Source organism: Halosegnis longus (assembly GCF_009663395.1).
GTDB classification, from domain to species: Archaea; Halobacteriota; Halobacteria; order Halobacteriales; family Haloarculaceae; genus Halosegnis; species Halosegnis longus.
In genome coordinates this window covers 295,725-321,717 of sequence record NZ_QKNW01000001.1, presented here as the reverse complement: position 1 = coordinate 321,717, position 25,993 = coordinate 295,725, and the positions used below count along the sequence as shown (strand labels likewise).

Below are 25,993 nucleotides of genomic sequence, written 5' to 3'. Positions count from 1 at the left end.
ACTCCATGGATGCACGCGCCCGTACGGACGAGGTCGGCGGCCTCCGGTCGCTGGTCGTCGTCTACCTGAAGGGTATCTGTATGGGCGCGGCCGACGCCGTCCCCGGCGTCTCCGGCGGCACGATTGCGCTCATCGTCGGCATCTACGAGCGACTCATCGGCGCGCTCACGGCGTTGTCGCCGCGCGCTCTCGCCGGCCTCTCGCGACTCCACACTCGCGAGGGTCGCACGCAGTTCGCCCGGCGACTCGTCGCGATGGACGTGCCGTTCCTCACGGCGCTTGGACTCGGCGTCGTGACCGCCGTCGTCGTCATGTCGGGTCTCATGCACGCCGCGGTCACCGGCTACCCCGTCGTGACCTACGCCTTCTTCTTCGGACTCATCGGCGCGAGCGCGGTCGTCCTCCGGGGTGAGCTGTGGCTCACGGACCGTCGCGACGTCGTCGCCGCGGTCGCCGGCTTCTCGCTCGCCTTTCTCGTCTCGGGGGAGGCGACCGCCGCCGCCACGAATCCGACGCTGCCGTTCGTCTTCCTCGCCGGGGCGCTCGCCGTCTCGGCGATGCTGTTGCCCGGCGTCTCCGGCTCGTTCCTCCTCGTGCTCCTCGGCTTGTACGAGTACATGACCGAGATACCGGGGCAGTTCATCGACCAGTTGCTCGGTGCGAGCGTTGCGGGGACGACACTCCTCGCGACCGGACTCGTCGTCGCGGTTTTCGTCACCGGTGCGCTGGTCGGCCTGCTCACCATCTCACACGCCGTCAGGTACGCGCTCACCACCTACCGACGGGCGACGCTCACCTTCCTCGTCGCGCTCATCGTCGGTGCGCTCCGCGTCCCGGCGGTCCGTGTCGCGGGCAACGTCGAGCAGTGGACTCCCGGTGTCGCCGTCGGGGTGCTCGTGGCTGTCGCGGTCGGCGCGTTACTCGTCGGCGGCCTCAACTACGCCACCGACGACCTCGCGGTCTGACCGGGAGAGCTTAGTCGCGCGGACAGCCACGACGCGCATGGTCGTTCGCACCTTCGACGGGACGGAGCCACAGATTCACGAGGAGAGCCACGTCGACGAGACGGCGGTCGTCGTCGGCGACGTGACACTCGAGGCCGACGCCTCGGTCTGGCCCAATGCGGTTCTCCGGGGCGACCACGGCGAAATCGTCGTCCGCGAGGGCGCAAACGTCCAAGACGGTGCTGTCTGTCACGAGGGGGCGACAGTCGGTCCCGCAGCCACGGTCGGCCACAACGCCATCGTCCACGCGGCGACGGTCGAGGAGCGCGCGCTCGTCGGGATGGGGTCGACCGTGCTCGACGGGAGCGTCGTCGGCGAGGAGGCGATGGTCGCCGCGAACGCGCTCGTCCAGCAGGGCACCGACGTGCCGGCGCGGACGCTGGTCGCCGGCGTCCCCGCCGAGGTGGTCCGGGAGTACGAGGAGTCGCCGTGGGCGGCCGCCGGTGACCGCTACGTGGAACTCGCCGCGCGCCACGCCGAGACGAGCGAACGCCTCGATTCCCCATGATACTTTAGCCCCCGCGACAGGGATGGAAACATGACAATTCTCGCAGCAGTCGACGGCGATTACGAGGAGGATGGGGTCGTGCGGACGGGCTTCGAGTTGGCGAACGCGTACGACGAGCCGCTGCTTGCCGTCCACGTCATGCCGAGCGCCGAGTTCGCCGACCGGCAGGACTCGACGCCCGACTACTTCCTCGAGGACGCAGAAGAGGCGGGGCGAAGTCTCGCGCGCCGAGTCACGCGGGGGACACTCGGCGGCATCGGCGACACGCAGTTCCGGGGCGAGGTTGGTCCGGTCGCCGAGACCATCATCGACGTGGCACACGACGTGGACGCGCGGTATCTCGTCATCGGCGGGCGCAAGCGCTCCCCCGTCGGAAAGGCGCTGTTCGGCTCGAAGACGCAGACGCTGCTCATGGACGCAGACCGGCCGGTCGTCTCGGTGATGCGGAAGGCCGAGAAGGATTAACTCACGTACAGGCGGGTTCGGTCGCCGCGGCGTTCGAGGTGAACGTCGCCGTCGGTCCGAGTCGCGTACGCCTGGATTCTGGCCGGCGACAGTCCGGTCACGTCGACGCCGTCTGCGCCGGCGAGCCACGCTGCCGGTGGTAACGACGGGCTGCTGGTACTCGACATACCGGCTGTGGGCGCGATAGCATACTTAACCTCCGCCTACCGCGCGGTGAAAGTGAAAGTGAAGCTCAGGCCGTCCCGGCGATCGGGTCGTGTGTCCCGTTGATGTCCCACTCGTGGATGCAGGTGGGCGAGCCGGTCTCGCCGACGATGACCCAGTTTTCGGTCTCGCTGTCCCACTCGTCGTGGCGGCCACACCGCTCGCACACCCGCTCGGTCGGCGGCACGAGTTCGATTCCCATGTTCTCTTCTCCGCTCGCAGCCTGCTTCAACCCTGCGGCGTGTCGGGACCACTATACCCCGTCGGCTCCAAGCGAATCCAATGCGACGACGACGGCTGCTTGCCACGCTCGGTGCCGGACTCACCGCCGGTCTCGCCGGCTGTGGGACCGATGGCGGCACCCCGACGCCGGCCGTGTTCGCGTACTCGCTACCGGCGTTCGACGGCGGCACCATCCCGCCTCGCTACACGTGTGACGGCGACGGCGTCTCGCCGGCCGTCGACGTCGAGCGTATCCCGCCGGAGACGACGTCCCTCGCGTTGAAGTTCACCTTCCCGAACGACATCGGCTCGCAGGTGACGCTGTGGACGGCGTGGAACATCCCCCCGGATATCGGTCGGATTCCAGCGGGAGTCCCGACCGGCGGTCGCCCCGACGAACTCGACGGCGGGGTCCAGGGAACGAACGAACGCGGCAATGTCGGCTATCTTCCGGTGTGTCCCCCGCCCGGTGAGTCGTACGAACAGTGGTTTACGCTGTACGCGTGTCAGCGCGACATCGGACTGGAGCCGGGGGCGTCGCGGGACGCGCTCGAAGAGGAGTTGGAGTCGGCGACGCTGGTCTCGAAGCTGAAAATGGCGAGCTACCGGCGCGAGTAGCGACAGCTACTCGAAGTCGGGGAGGTCATCCGGCGGCTCGAACGAGGACTCCCAGTCGATGTACTCTGTCTTCAACACGTCACAGACGAGCTGGCCGAACTCCGTCAGCCCGGCGTTGATACGCGACACGCGCGACCACGACTCCAACTCGGGGTGGAGGTCGCGTTCCTTCCAGTCTTCGGGCAGTCCGGGGGCGTGGTAGCCGACGCGGTCGGCGAAGTCGTCCCAGAAGAAGTCGAACCGGCTCGTCAACTTGAGGTCGCGGACGATTTCCCAGTCGGCTTCCTCGACCGGCGTCGTCTGCGTCCACTGCTCGAAGGCGTCCGCCCACGCGCCGTCGTAGAGCAGTTCCTGTAGCTCCTCGCGGCGGTACTCGTCGCTCTGTGGGTCGGCGTCGTCGTAGCTGCCAGCGTCCTGTCCGACGGCGAGTTCGGGCACCGGCGGCGTAGATACGTCGAGGGTCATACTCGGGGTTGCGCCCCCGCGGTCAAAACCCACCCGGATGTTTTACGCACCGGCCCCGGTAGCTGTGGCATGTCGACCGTACTCGTGCCGTACGACGACTCGCCGATGGCCGAGCGGGCCTTCGCGCGGGCGCTCGACGACTACCCGGACGCGACGATACGGCTGTTGTACGTCCTCGATGTCGCCGCGGCGAGCTACGGTGCCCCCGTCGAAGGCGGGGCCGGCCACTACTTCGAAAGCTGGGAGACCGCACGCCGGGACAGCGCCGAGACGCGCTTCGAGCAGGCCCGCGAGCGCGCGGCCGACCACCAGGCGTTCACGGGTCGTATCGAGACGGCAATCGAGCACGGGCCGCCGGCGAAGACCATCGTCAGGCACGCGTCGGATACCGACGCCGACGCTATCGTTATCGGGAGCCACGGCCGTACGGGACTCTCCCGGGTCCTCCTCGGATCGGTCGCCGAGTCGGTCGTCCGCCGCGCCCACTGTCCGGTGGTCGTCGTCCGGTGAGCCGTTCACTCCTCAAGTTTGTCTGAGATACTGGAAAGCTGCTCGCGGCGTTGATTCAGCGCGCGCTCGCGCAGCGCCTCCTCGTTTGCCGTCTCGCAGACGAGGTCAGGCACCGCCGTCGGTGCGCCGTCCTCGTCGAGCGCGACGAACGTCAGGAAGGAGGTGGTGGTCGCGCGCGACTCGCCGATGCGCGGGTCTTCTGCACGCACGTCGACGCGCACGTCGACGCTCGTCTCGCCGGCGTTGAACACGTACCCCTCGATGACGGCCACCTCGCCGAGGTCGATTGGCGAGAGGAAATCCACGTGGTCGATGGAGGCGGTGACGCACTGATTGCCGGCAAACCGCATCGCAGCCACCGCCCCACAGATGTCCATCCAGTGGAGCACCGCGCCACCGAGTGCGCGGCCGAGATTGTTCGTGTCGTCTGGCAACAGTAGCTCCGTCATCTCCGTGAAGGAGTCGGTGAGTCGAGCGTCGTCCATAGCGGTCGGTCGCTCCGGGCCGGAAAGGCGGTTGTGGTTCACTCCGCCCCCCGATTTGAAGTGTCGAAGTAGCGTACTGAATACAATGTCAGATACCCCCCGGTCCGTCGACGGTCGCGACGAGAGCGGCGACCGGTTTCGGAACCTCTTCGCGAACCTCCCCGGCGCGGCGCTCGAAGTCGTCTGGCGGGACGGCGAGTACCACATCGTCGACGTGAACGAGGCCTTCGAGTCGGTGTTCGGCTACGACGGCGACAACGTGCTCGACAGCCCGCTGGCCGAGTGGCTCAGCTCCGAGGACACGCAAGACTTCGACGACAACCGTGCACGCGTCCGCGAGGGCGAGGTCGTCACCGAGACGGTCGAGCGCGAGACCGCGGACGGTCCCCGGACGTTCCAGGCGTCGGGCATCCCGCTGTTCGACGGCGACCGCGCGCTCATCGTCTACTTCGACGTGTCCGAAGACGAGCGCCGGGAGCGCTACCAGCGGGTGTTGACCCGCGTGCTCCGTCACACGCTGCGCAACGAGATGAACGCCATCTCCGCACACGCCGAGACGATTGCCGCCCGAACCGACGACGACACCGTCGCCGAGGCCGCCACCACCATCCACGAGACGGCACTCGACGTGGCTCGCCTCGACGAGAAGGCCCGCGTCGCCGAGTCGGAGCTGTCGGCCACGCCCGAGTCCGAAACCATCGACGCGGCGCGACTCCTCCGTGAGGTGTGTCACGAGATGGGTCGGACACACGGGCTGGCGGTGCAAAACGAGCTGCCGGAGACGCTTCCCGTCGAGAGCGACGGCAAGCTCCAGCGCGTCTTCTCGAACGTGTTCGAAAGCGCCGCCGAGCGCGACGCCGACTGCGTCGAGGTGACCCACGACCGGCTGCGAGACGAGTACGTCGCGGTCCGGATTCACGACGACGGCAACACGCTGCCGCCACAGGTCAAACAGGTGTTGTCAGACGAGACGGAGCTGTCACAGCTCACTCACGGCGACGGGCTGGGGCTGTGGATTGCAAAGTGGATCGTCGAGGGGCGCGGCGGGTCGCTGTACTTCGAGGACGAACGGGTGTGTATCGAGCTTCGGCCGGCGCTCACAGATCGCGAATCGCCGTCGTGAACGTGTCGTGGTCCATCCCGTCGACCGCGTCCTCGCTTTCTTCCTCCAGCTCTTCGAGTCGCCGCTTGAGCTGTTGATACTTCTCGCTGTCTTCGAGCTCGCTCTGTGATTTCCGCTTTTCGAGACTCGCCTTCTTTTCGGCGACGCGGAACCGTTCGTTGACGGTGTCGTCGTGGTCGGAAAGCGCGACGAGCTGGTCGACGGTGTCGAGGAGCGTCTCGCGCTCGACGGGCTTCGTCAGGTACGCGTCGAAGGGCATATCGATGATGTCGAAGTCCGGGTCGACGGCAGTCACCATCGCGACCCGCGGGTCGGCGTCGTCGCGCTCGTGGATGCGGTCGAGCACCTCATCGCCCGAGAGTCCGGGCATCCGCCGGTCGAGCAGCACGGCGTCGACGTCGCTGTCGAGGGCGTCGATCGCCTCCTCGCCGCCGGTCGTCACGCGAACCTCGTAGTCGCCGGAGAGCCACAGACCGTACCCCTCCGCGACGCTCTCCTCGTCGTCCACGACGAGCACCGTCGGTGTCTCACTCACCGCCGGACACCTCGGTCGGCTTGCGCATCATACTACCCCTACGGCAGAACGGGGCTTCAAACTGTGGGGTTACTGACTCCCCGCCGCTCGCCGCACCCCGACAGCTACAAACCGCCGGCGGCGAACAGTGACGCAATGAGCGAGGAGCCGCCCTCCGGTGAGGGTGCGGTACGACTAGTCGGAACCGCCCACGTCTCTGCCGACAGCGTCGACGAGGTCGAGCGCGTCATCGAGACGGAGCGACCCGACGTGGTCGCCGTCGAACTCGACGACGGCCGCTACCGCCAGATGAAGGGAGGGACGCCGGAGGACCTCGACGCCTCGGACCTCCTCCGTGGCAACACCATCTTCCAGTTTCTCGCCTACTGGCTCCTCTCGTACGTGCAGGCGCAACTCGGCGACGAGTTCGACATCACGCCCGGTGCGGACATGCTCGCCGGCGTCGAGACCGCAGAACGGCTCGGCATCGACGTGGCGCTCGTCGACCGCGACATCCAGATGACGGTCCAGCGGTTCTGGGCGCGGCTGTCGAGCCTCGAGAAGCTGAAGCTCGTCGGCTCGCTCGCGCTCGGCGCCGGCGACCCCGTCGCCGTCGGTCTCGGTCTCGGCGCGGCAATCGGTGGGATGCTCGCGCTCCCGATTGTTGCCCTCGTCGGCCCGGTGGTCGTTCCGGCGAACATCGCCGCCCCGACCATCCTCCTGTTGGTCGCCGACTTCCTGCTGGTCGCCGCCGTCGTCGGCGGGGCGGTCGGACTGACGCTCGTCGCGCTGTTCATCCTCACCGCACCCGACGAGGACCAACTCGAAGAGTTCGACATGTCCGAACTCACCGACACGGACGTGGTGTCGGCGATGATGGAGGAGTTCCGGCAGTTCTCCCCGGGCGGGGCGGAGGCGCTCATCGACGAGCGAGACGCCTACATCGCCCACCGGCTCGTCGCGCTCCGCGAGTCGGGCAAACACGTCGTCGCCGTCGTCGGTGCCGGCCACCGCGCCGGCATCCAGTCGTATCTCGACGACCCCGAGACGCTCCCGCCACACGACTCCCTGGTCGGCACCCAGAAGTCCGGCTTCTCCGTCTACAAGCTGTTCGGCTATCTGTTCACGCTCGGCTTTCTGGTCTTCTTTGCCCTGCTCGCGATTGCGACGATTACGGGCGTCGAGGGGGCCTCGGGCGCGTTCCTGCTTCGCGTCTTCGGCGCGTGGTTCCTCGTCAACGGGATTTTCGCCGCCGGACTCGCGAAGCTCGCGGGCGCACACTGGACCTCCGCGGCCACCGGCGGCGCGGTCGCGTGGCTCACCTCGATTAACCCCTTGCTCGCGCCCGGCTGGTTCGCCGGCTACGTCGAACTCCGATACTTGGACGTGAACGTCGGCGACATCTCGACGCTGAACGAGCTGGCGAGCAACGAGGAGCTGCCGATTCGGACGCTGCTCGCCGAGATGCGGCAGGTGCCGCTGTTCCGGCTCATCGCCGTCGTCGCCCTGACGAACGTCGGCTCCTTCGTCGGCACCATCGTCTTCGGCACCGTCTTCATCCGGTATCTGTTCGCCGACATCGGCGGCCCGGAGGGAGTGATACGGCTGATGGGGCAGGCGGTCCAGAACAGCATCGACATCATCGTCAATCTGGTATGAACGTCCAGTTTTACCCCGGCGAACGGCGGGATATCGTCGCCGCGTGGGGACTGCTGTCGGTCGCGTTCACCTTCTTCATCATCCGGGCGAGCGCCTACACGCTCATCCCCCAGCCGACGGTGCCGCTGTCGTATCTCGCGACCGTCTTCGGGGCGACGGTGGCGACCGTCGGCGTCGGCTTCCTCGCACACGAACTCGCGCACAAGCTCACGGCGGTCCGGTTCGGACAGGAGGCCGTCTTCCGTGCCGACTACACGATGCTCGGGCTGGCCGTCGTCGGCGGCCTGGCCGGCTTCCTGTTTGCTGCCCCCGGTGCCGTCCACCACCGCGGCTACATCACGCCCCGCGAGCACGGCCTCATCGCGGTGGCCGGCCCGGCGGTCAATCTCGTGCTCGTCGTGGTCTTCTTGCCCCTGCTGTTCGCCGGCGGGGTGCTCGGCGCGACGGGGCAGTTGGGCGTCACCATCAACGGGCTGCTCGCCGGCTTCAACATGATTCCGTTCGGCCCCCTCGACGGGGCGACCGTCCGCCGGCAGTGGGGGACGGCCGGCTTCGCGGCCGTTTTCATCGTCTGTGCCGGCGTCGCGGTCGCGAGCCTGCTGTTCGTCGGCTTCCCCTTCTGAGACCGCAATCACTTTGCGGTGGTCGTGACGACTCCCAGTATGACCGACGAGGAGGAACTCACGTACGCGGAGTCGGGGGTCGATATCGAGGCGAGCGAGGCGGCGACGGCCGCCCTGGTCGGCGCAGTCGGCGAGTTCGAGGGCGACTACGCCGGGATGGTCCCCATCGGCGAGGACCGGTATCTCGCGCTCGCGACCGACGGCGTCGGGACGAAACTGCTCGTCGCCGAGGCGCTCGGCGACTACTCCACGGTCGGTATCGACTGTATCGCGATGAACGTGAACGACCTCGCCGCCGCCGGAGTCACGCCCGTCGCGTTCGTCGATTATCTCGCCGTCGACGAGCCGGACGAGCGCTTCGCCGAGCAGGTGGGCGAGGGACTCAGCGAGGGTGCACGCCGGGCCGAGATGGCACTCATCGGCGGCGAGACGGCCGTCATGCCCGAGGTCGTGAAGGGACTCGACCTCGCGGGGACGTGTGCCGGGCTGGCGACCGAAGCCGAGGTGTTCGCCGGCGAGGCGCAGGTCGGCGACGCGCTCGTCGGCTGGGAGTCCTCGGGCATCCACTCGAACGGGCTGACGCTCGCTCGCGAGGCGGCGACCCGCGACGGCGGCAGCTACGACGACCCGTTCCCGTACGACGGTTACGACACCGTCGGCGAGGCGCTGCTCGAGCCGACGCGCATCTACACCGACCTCCTGTCCACGCTCCACGACGCCGAGACCCACGCCTGTGCTCACATCACCGGGGGCGGCTGGAGTAACCTCTCGCGGATGGGCGACCACGAGTACGACGTGACCGACGCGTTCGAGCCACACCCGGTCTTCGAGTTCGTCCGGGAGCGTGGCAACGTGAGCGACGCGGAGATGCACCGCACGTTCAACATGGGGACGGGCTTCGTCGCGGCGCTGCCCGAGCCCGACGCCGAGCGCGTCGCCGACGCGACGGACGGCCGCGTCATCGGCACCGTGCGCGAAGGCGACGGCGTCGAGATTCGCGGGCTGTCGCTGTAGGGAGCATTTTGTGACGGGGGGCCGAACGGTCGGTATGGCTATCGCCGACACGACGGAAAACGAGAGCGAGCAGAATCTCTTCATCACGGTCTCGGGGACGCCGGGGTCGGGCGTGACCACGCTGTGTCGCGGGCTGGCGGACGCCCTCGGCTGCGGGTACGTCTCCGGCGGCGAGCTGTTCCGTGAAATCGCCGAGGAGCGCGGACTGAGCCTCTCACAGCTCACCGCACGCGCCGGCGAGTCGGAGGAACTCGACCGCGCGCTCGACCGTCGGCTCCGGACCATCGCCGAGACGTGGGGGACCGCGAACAAGGGGTTCATCCTCGAATCCCGGCTCGCGGGGTGGCTGGCCGGCAACCGCGCGGACCTGCGAATCTGGCTCGACGCGCCCGAGGAGGTCCGACTCGACCGCACGGAAGACCGCGACGAGATGGCCGCGGAGATGCAGGTGCGTGAGGCCGTCGACGCCGCACGCTACGAGTCGTACTACGGTATCGACATCGAGGACCGCTCCATCTACGACCTCGCCCTCAACAGCGCGCGCTGGGGGGAGTCTGCACTCCTGGGTCTCGTGCTCAACGCCGTCCGCGAATACGACCCCGTGGCCGACGAAGGGGAGTTCGTCGTGCCGGAGTTCGAACCCTAGGAGAGCCGCGAGGCCACGTCGGCCTCGGTGATGATACCGACCGCCTCGCCGTTTTCCGTCACCATCACGGCCTTGTAATACTCCAGCAGGTGTCGCACCTCGTCGATGCTGGCGTCGGCCGCGACCGTCGGGAACGACTCGCTCATGTGCTCGGAAACTGGTTGTTCGCGGGCCTCCTCGCCGAGACCGACGAGGTCCGACTCCGAAATCGAGCCGACGGGTCGCTCGTGTTCGAGGACCGGAAGCTGTGAGTAGGCGTCGGCGTCCATCACGCGGGCGGCCTCCCGGACTGAGTCGTCCGGCGAGACGCTGATGATTTCTTCGTGCATCAGATCACGCGCCTTCAGGACGTTCCCTTCCGCCTCTTCGAGCGCGGTGACGATACGCCGGAGCGTCGAGAGCCGGGGGTCCACGTCGCCACCCTCGATGCGTGCGATGAGCGGCTGTGACACCTCCGCGCGGTCTGCTAGCTCGCTTTGGGTCAACTCCAGTGACTTCCGCTTTTCCCGGAGGTCTGCGGGCGTCGGTAGCTCCATACCGCTAATGAGCAGTAGTTATCCCTAAAACTACTGGTAATGCCGTTTCTTACTCGTCTTGTGCGTCCATCTCCATCGTGTCGATAACTTTGAGGGGCACGTCGCGGAGTGCGCCGCCGACTTCCTTCTTGGCGACGCGCTGGCCGTGTTGTTCCGACTCGACGTTGAACACCTTCATCTCCATCTGGATGCCGACGAGCGCGGTGTCTGCGGCGACGAAGACGGAGTCGAACGGCTCCCCGCAGGCGGGACACGGGGTCGCGCCGATACCGACCTCGACGTAGTCCATGTCCGCTTGGTTGAGTCGCTTGCCGGCCTCGCTGACCGCGACGCCAATCGCATCGTCGACCTCCTGCACGTCTCGCACCAACCACGCGGCCTCCATCGCGACCAGATAATCTGTCATACTATCTCTCTCTCGCCGGCGAACTTGACAGTACGGAATCCGTCGCCGCGCACGTTCGTCGGTGGATTCACATAACTTATGGAAATCTCCCCGGCAACGGCTGGTGAACACACGTCCGAACCGGCGCGCCACCCCTCCATCGGACACGACGCATCACGAATCTGGGAACCACACGACAGCGACGCGATGTCGGCGTCGATCGAGGCGGTGGCCCGGGGAAGAGTTATATACGTCAGTGGCCTCGCCATCGAGTATCCCACATGGGACGACTCACCCGCCTCTCGATGCTGTTCGCCTACCAACTGACCGTCCTCGCCGGACTGGCCTTCATGCCGGTCGCGCTGGTCGCCAAGCGACTCGGCCTGCCGACGCCGTCCGGGCGACTGTTCGAGCGGATGAACAAGCGCCTCTCGTGAGCGGCCGAAGGGTGGCGTTTATCAGCCCGCCCGCCGAATAACAGGTAATGCGTCAGGAGGATTCTCTCGACGAGCTCGACGAGCTCGATAGCCCGCGACACCTCGACACCGGCTTCGACCTCGACCCCGACTTCGACCCCTACGAGCCGGAGGTCGGCGAACTGCCCGAAAGCGACGTGACCGAGGCCGACCTCGACAGCGTCAACAAGACCGGCACGACGACCATCGGCCTGACGACGCCCGACGGCGTCGTGATGGCGACGGACATGCGCGCTTCCCTCGGCGGCCGCTTCGTCTCCAACAAGGACGTCCAGAAGGTCGAGGAGGTCCACCCGACCGCGGCGCTCACGATGGCCGGCTCCGTCGGCGGTGCACAGTCGTTCATCGACACCATCCGCGCGGAGGCGAGCCTCTACGAGACGCGCCGCGGCTCCGAGATGAGCATGCAGGCGCTTTCCACCCTCTGTGGAAACTTCCTGCGCGGCGGTCCCTTCTTCATGGTGTCGCCCATCCTCGGCGGCGTCGACGCCGAGGGGAGCCACGTCTTCTCGCTCGACCCCGCCGGCGGCGTCATGCGCGACGACTACACCGTCACCGGCTCCGGGATGCAGATGGCCTACGGTGTGCTCGAAGGCCAGTACGCGGACGACTTGACGCTCGACGAGGCGCGCACCGTCGCCGCCCGCGGTATCAAGTCGGCCGTCGAGCGCGACACCGGCTCCGGCAACGGTATCTACCTCGCCGAAATCACCGACGACGGCGTGGCCATCGAGGGCCACAAGCAGTTCGACGACCTCGTCTGAATGGTCCACCACGACGGCACGACGGTCCGCTGGCTCGGCTACGCCACCCTCCGGCTCGCGGGCGACGGTGTCGTCGTCTACTGTGACCCCGGCCGCTACGGTGTCCTCGACGGTATCGAACCGAACGACGGGGACGTGATTTGTATCACCCACGCCCACCACTACGACAGCGACGCGGTCCGCCAGGTCGCAGCCGACGACGCCACGCTCGTTGTCTTCGAGGGTATCGACACGAACCGCATCGACCGCGACGTGGACCGGCCCGCCGACCTCCCCTACGAGGTCCGGTGGGTCGACAGCGAGACCGACATCGCTGTCGGTCCCGCGACCGGCGACCGACAGGACGGTCCCCGGCCGGGCGAGGTGTTCGTCCGGACCGTCCCGGCGTACAACGACCGCGACGGCGACGTGCCCCACCCGAAGGGTCGCGGCTGCGGCTACCACCTCACCCTCCCGAGCGTGTGGGACCGCGACGTGACCGTCTTCTGGCCCGGGGACACGGACGTGCTCGACGGCCACGCCGCGCTCGACGTGTCGCTGTTTTGTCCACCAATCGGCGGGGGACCGACGATGGACCGCCACGAGGCCGCGGCGCTGGCCGAGGCGCTCGACCCGAATCTCGTGCTCCCGATTCACTACGACACGCTCGACGTGCTCGAAACGGACGCCGACGCCTTCGTCGTGGACGTGGCCGGCCGGGGTGTGCCGGTCGTACTCGACGAGCCGGCCCGCTGATTACTCGATCTGCTCGCGCCGTAACAACTCCAACTCGGTCGCCGCGACCGCCAGCGCTGCGGCCCGTTCCCCCGTCGCGTCGAGCGCGTGCTGTGCGCGGCGAACCTCCCCCTGCGCCCGGAGAATCTGCGCGTCGAGGAGCGTCCCGCTGGCACACGGCTCCGGCTGCTCGCGCTGGGGAGACATAGCTGGCCGTAGCGTGAACAGCGATATAAATGGGTGTTCGCGTTCTCGCCGGCTGAAACCGCCCGTCAGCGACGGGCCGGGTGGTCGTCGGGGAGCCGTGGACCGCCGTTCGTGACGCGCTCGCGGAGGGTGTCCCCCTCCGAGGCGTCGAGCAGGCCCCGCTCGCGGAGCTCGGGGACGACGAAGGAGACGAAGTCCTCGACGGAGTCGGGCCGGGCGACCTCCTTCACGTTGAAGCCAGCAATCGGGAGTTCGCGGTACCACGCTTCGAGTTCGTCGGCCACCTGTTCCGGCGTGCCAACGACGACGGGTGAGGTGGAGCCGAGGCCGGCGAAGCGAGCCATCTCCGCGACGGTCCAGTCGCGGTCGGGGTCGGCCTTCGTGAAGGCGTTGACCGCCCCCTGCATCGCCTCCGTCTCGATGTGTTCGACCCGCTGGTCGGGGTCGAGTGCGGAGAGGTCCATGTCCATGAATCCAGAGAGCAGGGCCAACACCGCCTCCACGTCAATCATGTCGCGGTAGTGGTCGTACTTCGCCTCGGCCAACTCCTCCGTCTCGCCGACGATGGTGACGATACCCGGATAGAAGCCGATTGCGTCGGGGTCGCGGCCGTGGCTCTCGGCGCGGTCGCGCATGTCCTCGACGTAGTCGCGCACGCCGGCCTTCGTCGGATACGAGCAGAAGACGGCCTCGGCGTTGCCGGCGGCGAACTCGCGGCCGCGGTCGGACGCGCCGGCCTGATAGAGGAACGGCGTGCGCTGTGGCGACGGCTCACAGCCGTGTGGTCCCTCGACGGTGAACCACTCGCCGTCGTGGTCGATGGTGTGGACGCCCTCCGGATTCGTGTAGGTGTCCGTGTCGGGGTCGCGCACGACGGCGTCGTCGTCCCACGACTCCTCCCACAGCGCGTAACACACGTCCATGAACTCGTCGGCGCGGTCGTAGCGGTCGTCGTGGTCGAGTCGCTCGCCGACGCCGAGGTTGCGCGCCGCCGAGTCGAGATACGAGGTGACGATGTTGAACGCGACGCGGCCGTCGGTGAGGTGGTCGAGCGTGGAGAACTCCCGCGCGAGTTCGTACGGCTGATTGTACGTCGTCGAGCGCGTGACCGCGAAACCGAGGTCATCTGTCACCTCGGCCATCGCCGGAATCAGGAAGCGCGGGTCGTTCGAGGGGGTCTGGACGGCCCGCCGGATAGCCGGTTCGCGTGCGCCGTCGAACACGTCGTAGATGCCGCGCACGTCGGCGAAGAAGACGGCGTCGAAGCCGCCACGCTCGGCGGTGCGGGCCACGTCGGTCCAGTAGTCGCGGTCGGTGTAGTCGGCCGCGCGGTCGCCGGGCCGCCGCCACAGCCCCGGCGACACGTGTGTCACCGCGTTCATCGTGAAGAGATTCAGCTGCATATCCCCACTCTGCCCGCCGTTGGCTAATGGCCCACGGTCGCGACAATCAGCAGGCGCAGTAGTACTCGCGTTCGGCGAACTCCGTTTCGAGGAGTGCGTACGCCGGTCCGGGGTCCGATGGGAGATACACGCCCGTCGTCAACCCCTGTCCGGAGTGGAACGCCCCCGACAGCAGCGTCTCCCACTCCCGGGGCGCGAGCACGTCCTCGAAGGTCGGATCCTCGAAGTTGAGCCGGAGGTAGTCGGGGAGATACACCCACCGGGTGTCGAGCGGACCGGTGTGGACCGTCTCCGTGCCGACGGCGTCCGCGTACGCCGCCATCGGAAGATTCGCCCCCGCCGCGACGGGCATTCCGATCCACTTCCACGGCCGGGTGTTGATATCCAGCAGGACGTACTCCTCGCGGTCCGTGTCGTAGACGAACTCCGACTCGGAGATTCCGTAGTAGTCGGCGTCGTCGAGCATCGTCGTCGCGCGCTCCTCGATGACCGGCTCGTCCACTCTGTCCACGACACACGAGGTGCCGTAGCCGGTCGGATACCGGACCCGCGCGTTGCCGACGACCCCGAGCGTGTCGCCGTTGTCCGGGCGCACGTACGACGCGAACGAGCGGTCTTGGCCGGTCGCCTTGTCGACCTTCTCCTGTGCCATGATGCGCATCTCCTCTTCGTCGGCGAGTTCGACGATATCCATGAACTCGGCTTCGTCGGCGACTTCGAGCACGTTCGTCCCGATGGCCTCCTCGAACCGGCGCTTGCGCGCGGGCTTCACGACGAACGGGAATTCCAACGCGGCGGTGGCCTCGGCCGGGTCCGTTTCTTCGAGGAAGTGCGTCTCCGGGTACGGCACGTCCAGCCGCTCGGCGCGCTCGTACAGCGCGTACTTGTCGAGCACGCCGTCGATGACCTCGTAGTCGGCGAAGGGGAGTCGAACCCCTGCCGGCTCCTCCTGTGCGAACGCGAGCGCCCACTCGTCCATGCAGCCAAAGGCGACGGGGTCGTGGTCGAGCGCGTCGGCCAGCCGTTCTACGTCCTCGCGGAAGCCGTCGCTGTCGTCGAGCGGGTAGGTCACCTCGCCGGCGAGGGTGACCGCATCCGAGCGCGGGGCGACGCCGTCGCCCGAGCGGTCGAGGGCGATGACGGGAACGTCGTGGGTCGCGAGCGCACGCGCCACGCCCAGGCCGGTGACGTGCGCGTTCGCGACGACGGCGGGCGGACGGTCGAACCGGCGCTGCTCGACCGTTTCGAGCAGTTCGTCAAACGGCAGGAAGGCGTCTGTCATTCGCCCGTCGTTCGGTGTGTGCGGCTGAAAAACTACGGGATTGTCTCGCTTGGTTCTGCTTTCGATGCATCTGACTGCTCCCCCAGTACTGTCAGCCCGAAAGCTCCGGCCGTGTCGCTCAGTGAATTTGGCTACGTCGGCGACTCGAACAGTCTGAAAGCCCCGGGCGTGTCGCGGTCGTGCCGGCGGTTGCACCGCCGGCTGCCCGGGAGAGCGTCGCTCTCCCGCTGTCTCCGTGACATATCGGTCGCTCACTGCGTTCGCTCCCGATAGTGGTCACGGAAACCGACCAAACGCGCGCGACACACCCGCCCATTTCAGTCCCCCCGACAGCACCGTCCACGAGCCTCCCCAACCGATTCGTTCGCGGTGCTCACTCATCCCTCGCGACGACGGCGCGCACAAGGCGTGCCGGCTCACGCCGACCGCACAAGCAACGGTGGCGGTGGCCTACCGTACCGCGCCCGTGGCGCGTGTGCGGTCCGGGGGAGGGTTGGCGCGGTCGCGGTGCTGGTCCCGAGGCCAAGCAACGAGAACGGTCACGGTGCTATCGAAGTCAGCGTGAACAGCGCGGTCTCCAGCAATCAGAGCGGTGCTGTCGGAGTCAGCCGAGACAGCGCAGTGGTGTCAAATCCATACCAAACATGAAAAACAAGAACCCCCGTTACAGGATTCCCATCTCGTCCAGTCGCGTGGGCAGATACTCGTCGGTCACGAAGTCCAAGCCACGCGCTGCGAGCGCCTGCTGTTCGGACTTCTTCCCGATGTCGAGTTGGTGTTGAATCTGCTCCTCCCAAAAGTCCGTCTGGAAGCGCGGGTCCTCCAGTTCGGATTCGAGGGCGTTCGTATCCGAATCCGCGAGCGGGTCAGACGGCAGGTCGTACTCCGTGATGTCCTGCGGGCGGATGCCGACGAACTGTGCCTCGGGGGTGGCGAGATACTCCGAGAGGTGGGCCGACTTGATGGAGCCGTAGGCGACGGAGCCGTAGATGCGGTACGACCACGGGTCGCCGTCAGTGAACACCGCCACCGGCAGGTCGAGTTCGTCGTGGAGGCGCTTGGTCAGCCGGCGGGTCGCCCGGGCCGGCTGGCCGCCGAGGTGGACGACCAGACAGTCGTAGTCGTCGTCGAAGCCGTTCTCGACGAGGCGGTCGCGCATGCCACCCGTCTCGACACAGAGGATGAACTCCGCGTCGCAGCCGAGGAACTCGATGGTGTCGGGGTTGTTCGGAATCTGGTAGCCGCCCTGTCCCACGTCGTCCTGACAGTGGATGTCGCGGTCGCCGCGATTGGTCTGCTCGCGGATGTGGAGCGGCCCCATCACCTTCGCGCCCGACTCCTCCGGACGCATGTGGAAATCCTCGCGGGTCACGCCCGAGACGAGTTCGAGGTCCTCGATGAGCTGGTTCGACTCGTCTTGGTTGTCGAACTGCGCGTGTTCGTTGTCCCACGACTCGCTCAGATAGTAGAGTTCACGCAGCGTCGAGGAGCGATTCTCCTCCAACTGCCGCTCGAGGAACTCCGTCGTGTAGATGGACTTGAGCAGCTTCTTCGCGCCCCGAACCGAGTTCGCGGAGCGGGTGGAGGTGCGGTCACCGAGCACCCACACGCCCGACTCCTCGTCGAAGACGATGTTCGTCTTCGTCCGGGTCGGAATCTCCATCGAGGGGACGTCGCCGCCCTCGAACTGGTCGTAGAACTTCTCGGCGAGCTCTATCAGTCGTTTCCGCGCCTTCTCGTCTTGGATATCTGGGTCAACTTCGCTCATGTTATGCGTTCACCGTGATTTTCTCCGTCTCGACGCCGTCGATAGAGATATCGAACGCGGCGTCGTCGCTCACCTCGTACGTAATCGTCGCTCCCTCGCCGCCCCCCACGTCGACCGACCACTTCACGAACCACTCGCCGTCCATCTCCACGACCGTCGCGCCGTCCACGTCGCCGGGGTCCTCGCTCACGATATCCGTGAGTTCGAAGGCCGCGCCCGAACTGCCGTGGTTCTGGACCGTCAACTCCACCGCTTCGTCCTCGACCGTCCGCTCGACGAGCACGTTGTTCATGATGCGCGCCAGCGAGTCGTCGATGTTCAGCGACTCGCGACCCGTCACCTCGGAGAGCTTCTGGGCCATCTCCGGGAGGATGTCGACGAGCACGTTCTGTTTGCGCCGGCGTTTTTCGAGGCTGCGCTGCTCGTTCAGGTGCGATTTCAGCTCCCGTGCGGCCTCCCGGAGCGCGAGCTCGATTTCGTCCTCGATTTCGGGGACGTTCGCGACGGCGTCCTTCGACTCGCTCGTGAACGGGACGTTCGTCGAGGCGACGTGAATCATGATGACCGCCGGGCCGTTCGGCATCCCGGAGCCGCCGGGCTGGTCCAGCCCGTAGTTGCGCCAGTTGATTCGCTTCACGACGCCCGTCGTGGAACACGCGCCCAGCCGGTAGACGAGCGGGACGCGGTTCGCGAACCGGAGCACCTCGGCGTTCCCCTCGGCGGGGATGTCACCGCCGTAGGCGATGCCGGCCTCGACGACGAACGGGTCGCCGCGGTGCACCTCGGCGTCGCGGGTGGCCGCGGCGTAGAAGTCGGCGTCGTACTCCTTGCGGAGGCCCTGCTCGACCAACTCCGCCGTGATCGGGGCCAGACAGTCCGTCGGCGGCGAGAGGATGTCGGTCTCGCGCATGGCTTCGAGAAACTGCGCCGCGGTGTCGCGGTCCTCGACGACGGCGGACACCTTCGGCGGGTCGTCGGGGACGGTCACCATCACCTGCCAGACGGCCTCGGCGATGTTCTCGCGGGCGGTCTCGCCGAACGTCTCGTCGTCGTGCTCCTCGGTCATGTCGGCGGCGCGGTCGACGTACGCCGTCAACGTGTCGAACGACGCCCGGTCGCGCGTGTCGTCGCTCTCGGTGAACTTCTCGCCGAGCCGGCGGGCTAACCCCTCGACTGCGGCGTCGTCTTTTCGCTTCGTCGTCGCCTCGTCGACGATGGGGTAGAGATTCGCCGTGCGCTCGCGGGTGCAGGCGTACCACGCGGCCGCGACGGCGTTTTCTCGGACGGCCTCGCCGAACGTCTTCCCGAACGTCTCTCCGGTCTCGTCGGCGGCGTCGGCGACGATGGAGACGATTTCGCTGTGGGCGATGCGCTCGCGCTCGCGTATCGTCTCTGCGATGGTGGTCGCGAACGCCTCCGTCGCCTCGGCCCCCTTGTTCGAGGTGGCTTCCCGGACTTCGGCGGCGATGTCGGCCTCCTCGGTCGCGGCCGGCGGTCGCCACGTCATCTCGCGCCCGAAGTGACGGTCGCGGAACGCGTCAAGCACCGAGGTTGCCGTCTTCGTGCCGACGCGGGTGAACTCCTCCTGCATGAACCCCGACAGCGAGTACGACTCCGTCGCGGCGAGCATCTTCAGGAGCGTGCCGAGTTCGACGCCGTGTGGGTGTGGGCGGATCTCCTTCGTCTCGGCCGGTAGCTGGTCGGTCGCGCGCTCGTACTTCTCGTGGGCTTTCGGCTCCGTGAACTCCAATCGTGCGTGGGGGTTGACGACCGCGGTGTACTTCATGTAGTCGTGGAGCTGGGTGCGAGCGCGCATGTTCGCCTCCATCTCCAACTCGATGCGGGTGCCGTGGGGGCGTTCCCACGTCGTCTCCTCCGCGAGGTCCACGTCCGGCTCGTTCGAGTCGGTGTCGATGGTCAACTCGAACTGCTGGGCCGTCTGCTGTGAGCCGGTCTTCGAGGTGATGCGCGCGGGTTTCCCGGAGGTGAGCTGCGAGTAGAGCACCGCGGCCGAAATCCCGATGCCCTGCTGGCCGCGGCTCTGCTCGCGGGCGTGGAACCGACTCCCGTACAGCAGCTTCCCGAACACCTTCGGAATCTGCTCTTTCGTGATGCCGGGTCCGTTGTCCTCGATGACGACCCGGTAGTAGTCGCCGGCCTCCTCGATGGAGACGTAGATATCCGGCAAAATGCCCGCTTCCTCGGTGGCGTCGAGCGCGTTGTCGACCGCCTCCTTGACGGCGGTGACGAGCGCCTTCCCGCCGGAGTCGAAGCCGAGCATCTGCTTGTTCTTCTCGAAGAACTCGGCGATGGAGATGGCCCGCTGTGACTCTGCCAGCTCGTCGGCGACGGTCTCGCCCCCGCCGGTGTCGAGCGTGGATTGCTTTGCAGTCATTGTCCGACCTTGCCCGTCGGGGGTAAAAACAGTCGCGGTAGCTTGGTGAAAGTAAAGCAGTTGGCAGACGCCAACACGAGGCTGAGTACCATCGGGGACTCACGAGCGCGCGCGGGTGACGCGCGCACGAGTGGACTTATACGAGGGGCGCACGTACGTATGCCAACTACGTGTATGTCTAAGGAAGCAAACTACGGAGCCGACCAGATTCAGGTCCTCGAAGGCCTCGAGGCGGTCCAGAAACGACCCGCGATGTACATCGGGTCGACGGACGACCGCGGGCTCCACCATCTCGTCTACGAGGTCGTCGACAACTCCATCGACGAGGCGTTGGCCGGTCACTGTGACACCATCGAGGTGACCCTCCACGAGGACGGCTCCGTCTCCGTCAGCGACGACGGTCGAGGGATTCCGATCGACACCCACAGCGAGTACGACCGCCCCGCCCTCGAAGTCATCATGACCGTCCTCCACGCTGGCGGGAAGTTCGACAACAAGTCGTATCAGGTGTCGGGCGGCCTCCACGGCGTCGGCGTCAGCGTCGTCAACGCGCTCTCGAAGTGGCTCGAAGTCGAGGTGAAACGCGACGGCTACGTCTACCGCCACGACTTCGACCACGGTGAGCCACAGGACGACCTCGAAGAGATTCGGCCGATGGAAGACGGCGAGGAGACGGGCACGACCATCCGGTTTTGGCCCGACGACGACATCTTCGAGACGACCACCTACGACTTCTCGACGCTGGAGACGCGGCTCCGCGAACTCGCCTTCCTGAATCCGGGCGTCGAAATCGCGCTCGTCGACGAGCGCGACGACACCGACGTGCGGTTCCAGTACGACGGCGGCATCCGCGAGTTCGTCGAGTATCTCAACGAGACGCGCACCCCCCTACACGACGACATCGTCTACCTCGACGGCGAGGAGGAGGGAATCCAGGTCGAGGTTGCGCTCCAGGCGACCGACGGCGTCCAGGGGTCGATTCACGCGTTCGCCAACAACATCAACACCCGCGAGGGCGGCACCCACATGACCGGGTTCAAGACCGCCCTCACCCGCGTCGTCAACGACTACGCCGACGAACACGGGATGGGTAGCGACCTCGACGGCAACCTCAAGGGCGAGGACATCCGCGAGGGACTGACCGGCGTGCTCTCGATTAAGCATCCGGACCCGCAGTTCGAGGGCCAGACCAAGACGAAGCTCGGCAACTCCGAGGTCCGGGGTATCGTCGAGGGCCTGATGCACGAGCAGTTCACGGCGTACCTCGAAGAGCACCCCGACACCGCCGAGGCAATCGTCGGGAAGGCGGTCGAGGCTGCGAAGGCTCGACTCGCCGCCAAGAAGGCCGAAGAACTCACGCGCCGGAAATCCGCACTCGGCTCCAGTTCCCTCCCCGGCAAGCTCGCGGACTGTCAGACCCGCGACCCCGAGGAGGCCGAGCTGTTCATCGTCGAGGGTGACTCCGCGGGCGGGAGTGCAAAGCAGGCGCGCAATCCGGAGTTTCAGGCGATTCTCCCGCTGTTCGGGAAGATTCTCAACGCCGAGAAACACCGGCTCGACCGCGTGCTCGAAAACGAGAAGATTCGGGACCTCATCACCGCGCTCGGTACCGGCGTCGGCGACGAGTTCGACGTGGAGGAGGCCCGGTATCAGAAGATCATCCTGATGACCGACGCCGACGTGGACGGTGCACACATCCGGACGCTGTATCTCACCTTCCTCTACCGGCAGATGCCGGAGATCATCGAGAACGGCTACGTCTACGCGGCTCAGCCGCCGCTGTACCGCATCCGCTACAAGGGTGAGACGTACGACGCCATGACCGAACAGGAACGCGAAGAGATCGTCGAAGATGTGTGTGACGGCTCGCCCGACCAGGTCCAGCGGTTCAAGGGACTCGGCGAGATGAACCCCAAACAGCTGTGGGAGACGACGATGAATCCGGAGACGCGCATCCTCAAGCGCATCACCGTCGAGGACGCTGCCGCCGCGGACAAGATGTTCTCCGTGTTGATGGGTGATGCCGTGGCTCCCCGCAAACAGTTCATCAAGGAGCACGCCGACGACGCGGAGTGGGTGGATATATGAGCACCGACGACACCGACCCGACGCTCGACGCGAACATCGCGCGCGAGGTGCGGAACGTCCGCATCGACGACGAGATGGAACAGAGCTACATCGACTACGCGATGTCCGTCATCGTCGGGCGCGCGCTCCCGGACGCCCGCGACGGACTCAAGCCCGTCCAGCGGCGCATCCTCTACTCCATGCACGACATGGGCGTCACCTCCAACAGCGGCCACCGGAAATCCTCCAACGTGGTCGGCGAGGTGATGGGGAACTACCATCCACACGGCGACCAGTCCATCTACGATGCGCTCGCCCGGATGGCACAGGACTTCTCCCTGCGCTACCCGCTCGTCGACGGGCAGGGGAACTTCGGCTCCGTCGACGGCGACCCGCCGGCAGCGATGCGGTATACGGAGGCGCGCATGGACTCGCTGGCCGAGGAACTGCTCGCCGACATCGAGGAGGACACCGTCGACTTCACGGCCAACTACGACGACCGGCTCACCGAACCGGACGTGCTCCCGGCGAAGGTGCCGAACCTCCTCCTGAACGGAGCCTCCGGCATCGCGGTCGGGATGTCGACGAACATTCCGCCGCACAATCTGCGCGAGGTCGTGGACGCGACCATCCACCTCATCGACAACCCCGACTGCTCGGTGTCTGACCTCATCGTCGGTCCCGACGGCGAGGGGTACGTCAAGGGGCCGGATTTCCCGACCGGCGCGAACATCGTCGGTCGACAGGGGATTCACGAGGCGTACGAGTCCGGCCGCGGCAAACTCCGGGTTCGTGCCGAAATCGACACCGAGGAACGCGACAGCGGCGGCGACCGCATCGTCGTCACCGAACTCCCGTATCAGGAGAACAAGGCGCGGCGCATCGAGCGCATCGCCGACGACGTGAACGAGGGGAAAATCGAGGGCATCGCGGATATCCGCGACGAGTCCGACCGCAACGGCGTGCGGGTCGTCATCGACCTGAAGCGCGGTACGAACACCGAGGTCGTCAAGAATCAGCTGCTGGAATCACACCTCGAACGCACCTTCTCGGTGTTGTCGCTTGCGCTCGTCGACGACCAGCCGCGCGTCCTGAACCTGAAACAGCTGCTCGAACAGTACGTCGACCACCGGCGCGAGGTCGTGCGCCGGCGCTCGCAGTACCGGCTCGACGAGGCACAAGACCGCGCCCACATCCTGGAAGGCCGGCTTCAGGCGCTCGAAAACGCCGAGGCCGTCGTCGACCTCATCCGGAACAGCGACGACCGCGACGACGCGAAGGCCGGCCTGCGCGAGGAGTTCGGGCTCTCGACGGAGCAGGCGGCCCACATCGTCCGGATGCAGCTCGGTTCGCTCACTTCGATGGAGGTCGGCGAGGTCGAAAGCGAGTACGCGGATGTGCAGGCGACCATCGAGCGACTGGAGACGATTCTGGGCGACGAGAGCGAACTGCTCGGCGTCATCAAAGACGAACTCCGCGACATGCGCGAGACGTACGGCGACGACCGCCGCACGTCCATCGTCGAGGACACCGGCTCCGTCACCCGCGAGGACCTCATCCCCGAGGAGGACACCGTCGTCGTCCTCACCGAGGAGGATTACATCAAGCGGATGCCCATCGCGGAGTTCAGCCCGCAGAACCGCGGCGGGAAGGGTATCATCGGCGTCCGGCCGAAGGAAGGCGACCGCGTCTCCGCCGTCTTCCAGGCGAACACTCACGACTACCTGCTCGTGTTCACGAATCGCGGGCAGGTGTACCGGCTCAAAACCTACGAGATTCCCGAGATGTCCCGCACGGCCCGCGGGACGAACGTCGTGAACGTCATCGACCTCGACTCCGACGAGGAGGTCACCGCGGTCGTCGACGTGGACGACGTGGAAGACGAGGAGGGGTATCTGGCGATGGCGACCGAAGACGGCTACGTGAAGCGGACCGAACTCTCGGCGTTCGAGAACGTCCACTCCGGCGGAATTCGCGCCACCCGACTCGAAGCGGGTGACCGACTCGTCGACGTGGAGGTGACCGACGGCGAGATGGACATCGTCATCGGTACTCGCCAGGGGATGACGATTCGGTTCGACGAGACGGAGGCCCGGTCGATGGGGCGGTCCGCCCGCGGTGTCAACGGTATCAAGCTCGAAGGCGACGACCGGGTCGCCGGTCTCGTCACCGCCAGAAAGGACGACGACCGCGACCTGTTGACCGTGACGCGCAACGGCTACGGGAAGCGGACCTCGCTGTCCGAGTACCGCAGCCAGTCCCGCTACGGGAAGGGACTCGTCGACATCAAGACGAACGAGCGCAACGGCGAGGCCTGTTCGCTGTCGGCCGTCGAGGAGACGGACGGGCTCGTCATCATGAGCGAATCCGGCCAGATTATGCGAACCACCGTGGACGAACTCTCCCGGCAGGGGAGAAACACGATGGGCGTCACCGTGATGCGACTCGACGAGGGCGACTGGGTCGCGAGCGTCGACGTGACGGAGGAGTAGCTACTTCTCTTCGGTCAGCTCTCGGTACTCCTCGCTCGTCATGTCGAGGGCGTCACCGAGCTGCTCGTCGACGAGTGCGGGTTCGTCAGCCTGCGAGGCGACTTCTCTAGCGAGATACGCGAGCCCGGCAGCGATGACGAACAGCGGCGCGCCGATGATGGCGGCCACCACGCCGCCGGACAAGGAGACGTTGAGTGCCGACGCCGCGAGCAGGGCGACGGGCGGGAGCGCGAACACGCCGACCACACCCACCACCAGTTCGCGTCGCCCGAGTGAGAGCATACCACCTCTGAGGGTGCGACCGGCAAAACTGTTGGGCGCAGATTCAAGCCTCGCGACCGACTACGCTCGCTCATGACGAAGACACTCACCGTCGACGGGATGAGCTGTGACCACTGCGAGCAGACGGTCGAGGACGCCGTCACGGCAGTCGAGGGCGTGGCTAGTGCACGCGCAGACGAGACCACGGAGACGCTCGAAATCGAGGGCGACCCGGACCTCGCTGCCGTCCGAACGGCGATTGCGGACGCGGGCTACGAGCCGGCTTAGAGAATCCGTTTGCCAAGCGCCGAGGCGATGAGTTCGACGGCCAGCTCCGCCGTCTTGTTGTGTGAATCCAAAATCGGGTTCACCTCGACGACCTCCATCGAGCGCACGCTGTCGAGTCGGTCGGCGACGGCCTCCATCGCGGCGTGGGCCTCGCGGTAGGTGACACCGCCCCGGACGGGCGTCCCGACGCCCGGTGCCTCCGCGGGCGCGAGGAAGTCCATGTCGAGCGAGATATGCATCCCGTCCGCCTGTCCGGCGACGGCGAGTGCTTCCTCCGTCACGACCGGCAGTCCGCGCTCGTCGATATCCGACATGGTGAACACCGTCACCTCGCTGTCGCGCAGCGCCGCGCGCTCGGCGTCGTCCAGCGAGCGAATCCCGACCATCGCGACGTTCGACGGGTCGATGTTCGGCGCGTGTGCCCAGTCGCTGTCGGCGAACTCGCCCCGACCGAGAAGAGCCGCGACCGACATCCCGTGGACGTTGCCCGAGGGTGTCGTGTCGGGCGTGTTGAAATCGCCGTGGGCGTCGAACCAGACGACGCCGGTGTCGCCCTGTGTCGCCGCGCCACCAGCGGTGCCGATGGCAATCGAGTGGTCGCCCCCGAGCACGAGCGGGAACCCGCCGGCGTCGATGGTCGCCTCGACCTGCGTGGCGAGGCCGAGACACACCGTCTCCGTCTCGGCGAGATACTTCGCCCGACCGCTCGGGGCGTCGAGATTCTCCGGCCGGGGGACGCTCACGTCGCCGAGTTCGACGCACTCGTGGCCGGCGTCGGCGAGCGCATCCGAGAGACCGGCGTAGCGAATCGCCGACGGTCCCATGTCGACGCCACGGCGGTCGGCTCCCAGGTCCATCGGCACACCGATGATACGGACGTTCATACCCCGACTCG

At 66.8% G+C, this 25,993-nt stretch carries 31 protein-coding genes; 16 read left to right on the top strand and 15 right to left on the bottom strand.

Annotated elements, in window-relative coordinates; all coding sequences use genetic code 11:
- Positions 1-5 precede the first annotated feature (5 nt).
- From DM818_RS01755 to DM818_RS01745, 3 genes are read left to right on the top strand one after another with little or no spacing between them, the layout of a single operon-like run.
- On the top strand, positions 6-965 hold the full coding sequence (locus tag DM818_RS01755) for a DUF368 domain-containing protein (protein ID WP_153952229.1): 960 nt from the start codon (positions 6-8) through the stop codon (positions 963-965).
- 37 nt (positions 966-1,002) lie between these two features.
- A complete protein-coding gene (locus DM818_RS01750; protein ID WP_075935973.1) occupies positions 1,003-1,512 on the top strand; it encodes a gamma carbonic anhydrase family protein in 510 nt (169 codons plus the stop codon).
- 30 nt (positions 1,513-1,542) lie between these two features.
- Positions 1,543-1,977: a universal stress protein gene (locus tag DM818_RS01745; protein WP_075935974.1), complete on the top strand. Its 435-nt coding sequence runs from the start codon at positions 1,543-1,545 to the stop codon at positions 1,975-1,977.
- Here the strand turns inward: DM818_RS01745 and DM818_RS01740 are convergent.
- Together DM818_RS01740 and DM818_RS14865 are read right to left on the bottom strand one after the other, a co-directional pair.
- Positions 1,974-2,144 carry a hypothetical protein gene (locus DM818_RS01740; protein WP_153952228.1) on the bottom strand — a complete coding sequence of 57 codons (171 nt, stop codon included), beginning with the start codon at positions 2,142-2,144 and terminating at the stop codon, positions 1,974-1,976. The two genes, DM818_RS01745 and DM818_RS01740, sit on opposite strands and share 4 nt — an antisense overlap.
- Positions 2,145-2,209: 65 nt before the next feature.
- Entirely contained in the window at positions 2,210-2,383 is a 174-nt protein-coding gene (locus DM818_RS14865) for an HEWD family protein (RefSeq protein ID WP_172977273.1), read from the bottom strand.
- 80 nt (positions 2,384-2,463) lie between these two features.
- Between DM818_RS14865 and DM818_RS01735 the strand changes: the two genes are divergently transcribed.
- On the top strand, positions 2,464-3,021 hold the full coding sequence (locus DM818_RS01735) for a YbhB/YbcL family Raf kinase inhibitor-like protein (RefSeq protein WP_075935975.1): 558 nt from the start codon (positions 2,464-2,466) through the stop codon (positions 3,019-3,021).
- A 6-nt stretch (positions 3,022-3,027) separates the two neighbouring features.
- Here the strand turns inward: DM818_RS01735 and DM818_RS01730 are convergent, their stop codons facing one another.
- Positions 3,028-3,486 carry a hypothetical protein gene (locus tag DM818_RS01730; RefSeq protein WP_075935976.1) on the bottom strand — a complete coding sequence of 153 codons (459 nt, stop codon included), beginning with the start codon at positions 3,484-3,486 and terminating at the stop codon, positions 3,028-3,030.
- Between the two features lie 69 nt (positions 3,487-3,555).
- Here DM818_RS01730 and DM818_RS01725 point away from each other — a divergent pair, with 69 nt between their 5' ends.
- Positions 3,556-3,996, top strand: coding sequence for a universal stress protein (locus DM818_RS01725; RefSeq protein WP_075935977.1), 441 nt, complete (start codon positions 3,556-3,558; stop codon positions 3,994-3,996).
- A gap of 5 nt (positions 3,997-4,001) precedes the next feature.
- On the opposite strand, the gene DM818_RS01720 is transcribed toward DM818_RS01725, so the two are convergent.
- Positions 4,002-4,481, bottom strand: coding sequence for an acyl-CoA thioesterase (locus DM818_RS01720; protein WP_153952227.1), 480 nt, complete (start codon positions 4,479-4,481; stop codon positions 4,002-4,004).
- An 85-nt stretch (positions 4,482-4,566) separates the two neighbouring features.
- Here DM818_RS01720 and DM818_RS01715 point away from each other — a divergent pair, with 85 nt between their 5' ends.
- Positions 4,567-5,604: a PAS domain-containing sensor histidine kinase gene (locus tag DM818_RS01715; protein WP_172977272.1), complete on the top strand. Its 1,038-nt coding sequence runs from the start codon at positions 4,567-4,569 to the stop codon at positions 5,602-5,604.
- Here DM818_RS01715 and DM818_RS01710 read toward each other — a convergent pair.
- Positions 5,579-6,139, bottom strand: coding sequence for a response regulator (locus DM818_RS01710; RefSeq protein WP_075935981.1), 561 nt, complete (start codon positions 6,137-6,139; stop codon positions 5,579-5,581). The genes DM818_RS01715 and DM818_RS01710 overlap by 26 nt on opposite strands.
- Before the next feature lie 135 nt (positions 6,140-6,274).
- On the opposite strand from DM818_RS01710, the gene DM818_RS01705 reads away from it, so the two are divergent.
- From DM818_RS01705 to cmk, 4 genes are read left to right on the top strand one after another with little or no spacing between them, the layout of a single operon-like run.
- Positions 6,275-7,777 (top strand): TraB/GumN family protein, encoded by a 1,503-nt coding sequence (locus DM818_RS01705; protein WP_153952225.1) that lies wholly within the window; start codon positions 6,275-6,277, stop codon positions 7,775-7,777.
- The gene (locus tag DM818_RS01700; RefSeq protein WP_075935983.1) at positions 7,774-8,400 is read left to right on the top strand and encodes a metalloprotease; all 627 of its coding nucleotides are present in this window, start codon (positions 7,774-7,776) and stop codon (positions 8,398-8,400) included. The genes DM818_RS01705 and DM818_RS01700 overlap by 4 nt, the downstream gene beginning before the upstream one ends.
- A gap of 39 nt (positions 8,401-8,439) precedes the next feature.
- Positions 8,440-9,414, top strand: a complete 975-nt coding sequence (gene purM / locus DM818_RS01695; RefSeq protein ID WP_075935984.1) for a phosphoribosylformylglycinamidine cyclo-ligase — start codon at positions 8,440-8,442, stop codon at positions 9,412-9,414.
- A 34-nt stretch (positions 9,415-9,448) separates the two neighbouring features.
- Positions 9,449-10,060: a (d)CMP kinase gene (gene cmk, locus DM818_RS01690; RefSeq protein WP_123123959.1), complete on the top strand. Its 612-nt coding sequence runs from the start codon at positions 9,449-9,451 to the stop codon at positions 10,058-10,060.
- Here cmk and DM818_RS01685 read toward each other — a convergent pair.
- Genes DM818_RS01685 through DM818_RS01675 form a run of 3 tightly spaced genes read right to left on the bottom strand, consistent with a single transcriptional unit; the run spans position 10,057 to position 11,262 of the window.
- A complete protein-coding gene (locus DM818_RS01685) occupies positions 10,057-10,596 on the bottom strand; it encodes a CBS domain-containing protein (RefSeq protein ID WP_075935986.1) in 540 nt (179 codons plus the stop codon). The genes cmk and DM818_RS01685 overlap by 4 nt on opposite strands.
- Positions 10,597-10,645: 49 nt before the next feature.
- Positions 10,646-11,002 carry a DUF555 domain-containing protein gene (locus DM818_RS01680; RefSeq protein ID WP_075935987.1) on the bottom strand — a complete coding sequence of 119 codons (357 nt, stop codon included), beginning with the start codon at positions 11,000-11,002 and terminating at the stop codon, positions 10,646-10,648.
- Positions 10,999-11,262 carry a hypothetical protein gene (locus DM818_RS01675; RefSeq protein WP_143823757.1) on the bottom strand — a complete coding sequence of 88 codons (264 nt, stop codon included), beginning with the start codon at positions 11,260-11,262 and terminating at the stop codon, positions 10,999-11,001. The genes DM818_RS01680 and DM818_RS01675 overlap by 4 nt, the downstream gene beginning before the upstream one ends.
- Here DM818_RS01675 and DM818_RS14860 point away from each other — a divergent pair, their 5' ends adjacent.
- The 3 genes from DM818_RS14860 to DM818_RS01665 are packed head-to-tail and all read left to right on the top strand — an operon-like array spanning position 11,263 to position 12,956.
- Entirely contained in the window at positions 11,263-11,418 is a 156-nt protein-coding gene (locus DM818_RS14860; protein WP_172977271.1) for a hypothetical protein, read from the top strand.
- 47 nt (positions 11,419-11,465) lie between these two features.
- Positions 11,466-12,221, top strand: a complete 756-nt coding sequence (gene psmB, locus DM818_RS01670) for an archaeal proteasome endopeptidase complex subunit beta (RefSeq protein ID WP_075935988.1) — start codon at positions 11,466-11,468, stop codon at positions 12,219-12,221.
- A complete protein-coding gene (locus DM818_RS01665; protein ID WP_075935989.1) occupies positions 12,222-12,956 on the top strand; it encodes an MBL fold metallo-hydrolase in 735 nt (244 codons plus the stop codon).
- Here DM818_RS01665 and DM818_RS01660 read toward each other — a convergent pair whose 3' ends face one another.
- From DM818_RS01660 to DM818_RS01640, 5 genes are all read right to left on the bottom strand, one after another.
- Positions 12,957-13,142 (bottom strand): hypothetical protein, encoded by a 186-nt coding sequence (locus DM818_RS01660; protein ID WP_075935990.1) that lies wholly within the window; start codon positions 13,140-13,142, stop codon positions 12,957-12,959.
- Positions 13,143-13,207: 65 nt separating this feature from the next.
- Positions 13,208-14,545 carry an LLM class flavin-dependent oxidoreductase gene (locus tag DM818_RS01655; RefSeq protein WP_075935991.1) on the bottom strand — a complete coding sequence of 446 codons (1,338 nt, stop codon included), beginning with the start codon at positions 14,543-14,545 and terminating at the stop codon, positions 13,208-13,210.
- A gap of 46 nt (positions 14,546-14,591) precedes the next feature.
- On the bottom strand, positions 14,592-15,827 hold the full coding sequence (locus tag DM818_RS01650) for a carboxylate--amine ligase (RefSeq protein ID WP_075935992.1): 1,236 nt from the start codon (positions 15,825-15,827) through the stop codon (positions 14,592-14,594).
- A 664-nt stretch (positions 15,828-16,491) separates the two neighbouring features.
- The gene (locus tag DM818_RS01645) at positions 16,492-17,595 is read right to left on the bottom strand and encodes a DNA topoisomerase IV subunit A (protein ID WP_075935993.1); all 1,104 of its coding nucleotides are present in this window, start codon (positions 17,593-17,595) and stop codon (positions 16,492-16,494) included.
- Position 17,596: 1 nt separating this feature from the next.
- Complete coding sequence (locus DM818_RS01640) at positions 17,597-19,990, bottom strand: DNA topoisomerase VI subunit B (protein WP_075935994.1); 2,394 nt, start codon at positions 19,988-19,990, stop codon at positions 17,597-17,599.
- Positions 19,991-20,164: 174 nt separating this feature from the next.
- On the opposite strand from DM818_RS01640, the gene gyrB reads away from it, so the two are divergent.
- Both gyrB and gyrA read left to right on the top strand, forming a co-directional pair.
- Positions 20,165-22,078 carry a DNA topoisomerase (ATP-hydrolyzing) subunit B gene (gyrB, locus tag DM818_RS01635; protein ID WP_075935995.1) on the top strand — a complete coding sequence of 638 codons (1,914 nt, stop codon included), beginning with the start codon at positions 20,165-20,167 and terminating at the stop codon, positions 22,076-22,078.
- Positions 22,075-24,549, top strand: coding sequence for a DNA gyrase subunit A (gene gyrA, locus DM818_RS01630; protein ID WP_075935996.1), 2,475 nt, complete (start codon positions 22,075-22,077; stop codon positions 24,547-24,549). The genes gyrB and gyrA overlap by 4 nt, the downstream gene beginning before the upstream one ends.
- On the opposite strand, the gene DM818_RS01625 is transcribed toward gyrA, so the two are convergent.
- Positions 24,550-24,831 carry a hypothetical protein gene (locus tag DM818_RS01625; protein WP_075935997.1) on the bottom strand — a complete coding sequence of 94 codons (282 nt, stop codon included), beginning with the start codon at positions 24,829-24,831 and terminating at the stop codon, positions 24,550-24,552.
- A 72-nt stretch (positions 24,832-24,903) separates the two neighbouring features.
- On the opposite strand from DM818_RS01625, the gene DM818_RS01620 reads away from it, so the two are divergent.
- The gene (locus DM818_RS01620; RefSeq protein WP_075935998.1) at positions 24,904-25,098 is read left to right on the top strand and encodes a heavy-metal-associated domain-containing protein; all 195 of its coding nucleotides are present in this window, start codon (positions 24,904-24,906) and stop codon (positions 25,096-25,098) included.
- On the opposite strand, the gene rocF is transcribed toward DM818_RS01620, so the two are convergent.
- Positions 25,095-25,982 carry an arginase gene (rocF, locus tag DM818_RS01615; RefSeq protein WP_153952223.1) on the bottom strand — a complete coding sequence of 296 codons (888 nt, stop codon included), beginning with the start codon at positions 25,980-25,982 and terminating at the stop codon, positions 25,095-25,097. The genes DM818_RS01620 and rocF overlap by 4 nt on opposite strands.
- Between the last annotated feature and the right edge of the window lie 11 nt (positions 25,983-25,993).

Excerpts from the sequence above, each read along its gene's own strand:
- gyrB (WP_075935995.1), top strand. The coding sequence starts at position 20,165 with ATGTCTAAGGAAGCAAACTACGGAGCCGACCAGATTCAGGTCCTCGAA.
- DM818_RS01650 (WP_075935992.1), bottom strand. The coding sequence starts at position 15,827 with ATGACAGACGCCTTCCTGCCGTTTGACGAACTGCTCGAAACGGTCGAG.
- DM818_RS01750 (WP_075935973.1), top strand. The coding sequence starts at position 1,003 with ATGGTCGTTCGCACCTTCGACGGGACGGAGCCACAGATTCACGAGGAG.
- DM818_RS01665 (WP_075935989.1), top strand. The coding sequence starts at position 12,222 with ATGGTCCACCACGACGGCACGACGGTCCGCTGGCTCGGCTACGCCACC.
- DM818_RS14860 (WP_172977271.1), top strand. The coding sequence starts at position 11,263 with ATGGGACGACTCACCCGCCTCTCGATGCTGTTCGCCTACCAACTGACC.
- DM818_RS01755 (WP_153952229.1), top strand. The coding sequence starts at position 6 with ATGGATGCACGCGCCCGTACGGACGAGGTCGGCGGCCTCCGGTCGCTG.
- DM818_RS01730 (WP_075935976.1), bottom strand. The coding sequence starts at position 3,486 with ATGACCCTCGACGTATCTACGCCGCCGGTGCCCGAACTCGCCGTCGGA.
- DM818_RS01700 (WP_075935983.1), top strand. The coding sequence starts at position 7,774 with ATGAACGTCCAGTTTTACCCCGGCGAACGGCGGGATATCGTCGCCGCG.
- DM818_RS01720 (WP_153952227.1), bottom strand. The coding sequence starts at position 4,481 with ATGGACGACGCTCGACTCACCGACTCCTTCACGGAGATGACGGAGCTA.
- psmB (WP_075935988.1), top strand. The coding sequence starts at position 11,466 with ATGCGTCAGGAGGATTCTCTCGACGAGCTCGACGAGCTCGATAGCCCG.
- DM818_RS01715 (WP_172977272.1), top strand. The coding sequence starts at position 4,567 with ATGTCAGATACCCCCCGGTCCGTCGACGGTCGCGACGAGAGCGGCGAC.
- DM818_RS01705 (WP_153952225.1), top strand. The coding sequence starts at position 6,275 with ATGAGCGAGGAGCCGCCCTCCGGTGAGGGTGCGGTACGACTAGTCGGA.
- DM818_RS01620 (WP_075935998.1), top strand. The coding sequence starts at position 24,904 with ATGACGAAGACACTCACCGTCGACGGGATGAGCTGTGACCACTGCGAG.
- purM (WP_075935984.1), top strand. The coding sequence starts at position 8,440 with ATGACCGACGAGGAGGAACTCACGTACGCGGAGTCGGGGGTCGATATC.
- DM818_RS01745 (WP_075935974.1), top strand. The coding sequence starts at position 1,543 with ATGACAATTCTCGCAGCAGTCGACGGCGATTACGAGGAGGATGGGGTC.
- DM818_RS01645 (WP_075935993.1), bottom strand. The coding sequence starts at position 17,595 with ATGAGCGAAGTTGACCCAGATATCCAAGACGAGAAGGCGCGGAAACGA.
- DM818_RS01685 (WP_075935986.1), bottom strand. The coding sequence starts at position 10,596 with ATGGAGCTACCGACGCCCGCAGACCTCCGGGAAAAGCGGAAGTCACTG.
- rocF (WP_153952223.1), bottom strand. The coding sequence starts at position 25,982 with ATGAACGTCCGTATCATCGGTGTGCCGATGGACCTGGGAGCCGACCGC.
- DM818_RS01660 (WP_075935990.1), bottom strand. The coding sequence starts at position 13,142 with ATGTCTCCCCAGCGCGAGCAGCCGGAGCCGTGTGCCAGCGGGACGCTC.
- DM818_RS01640 (WP_075935994.1), bottom strand. The coding sequence starts at position 19,990 with ATGACTGCAAAGCAATCCACGCTCGACACCGGCGGGGGCGAGACCGTC.
- DM818_RS01625 (WP_075935997.1), bottom strand. The coding sequence starts at position 24,831 with ATGCTCTCACTCGGGCGACGCGAACTGGTGGTGGGTGTGGTCGGCGTG.
- DM818_RS01740 (WP_153952228.1), bottom strand. The coding sequence starts at position 2,144 with ATGTCGAGTACCAGCAGCCCGTCGTTACCACCGGCAGCGTGGCTCGCC.
- DM818_RS14865 (WP_172977273.1), bottom strand. The coding sequence starts at position 2,383 with ATGGGAATCGAACTCGTGCCGCCGACCGAGCGGGTGTGCGAGCGGTGT.
- gyrA (WP_075935996.1), top strand. The coding sequence starts at position 22,075 with ATGAGCACCGACGACACCGACCCGACGCTCGACGCGAACATCGCGCGC.
- DM818_RS01680 (WP_075935987.1), bottom strand. The coding sequence starts at position 11,002 with ATGACAGATTATCTGGTCGCGATGGAGGCCGCGTGGTTGGTGCGAGAC.
- DM818_RS01725 (WP_075935977.1), top strand. The coding sequence starts at position 3,556 with ATGTCGACCGTACTCGTGCCGTACGACGACTCGCCGATGGCCGAGCGG.
- DM818_RS01735 (WP_075935975.1), top strand. The coding sequence starts at position 2,464 with ATGCGACGACGACGGCTGCTTGCCACGCTCGGTGCCGGACTCACCGCC.
- DM818_RS01655 (WP_075935991.1), bottom strand. The coding sequence starts at position 14,545 with ATGCAGCTGAATCTCTTCACGATGAACGCGGTGACACACGTGTCGCCG.
- cmk (WP_123123959.1), top strand. The coding sequence starts at position 9,449 with ATGGCTATCGCCGACACGACGGAAAACGAGAGCGAGCAGAATCTCTTC.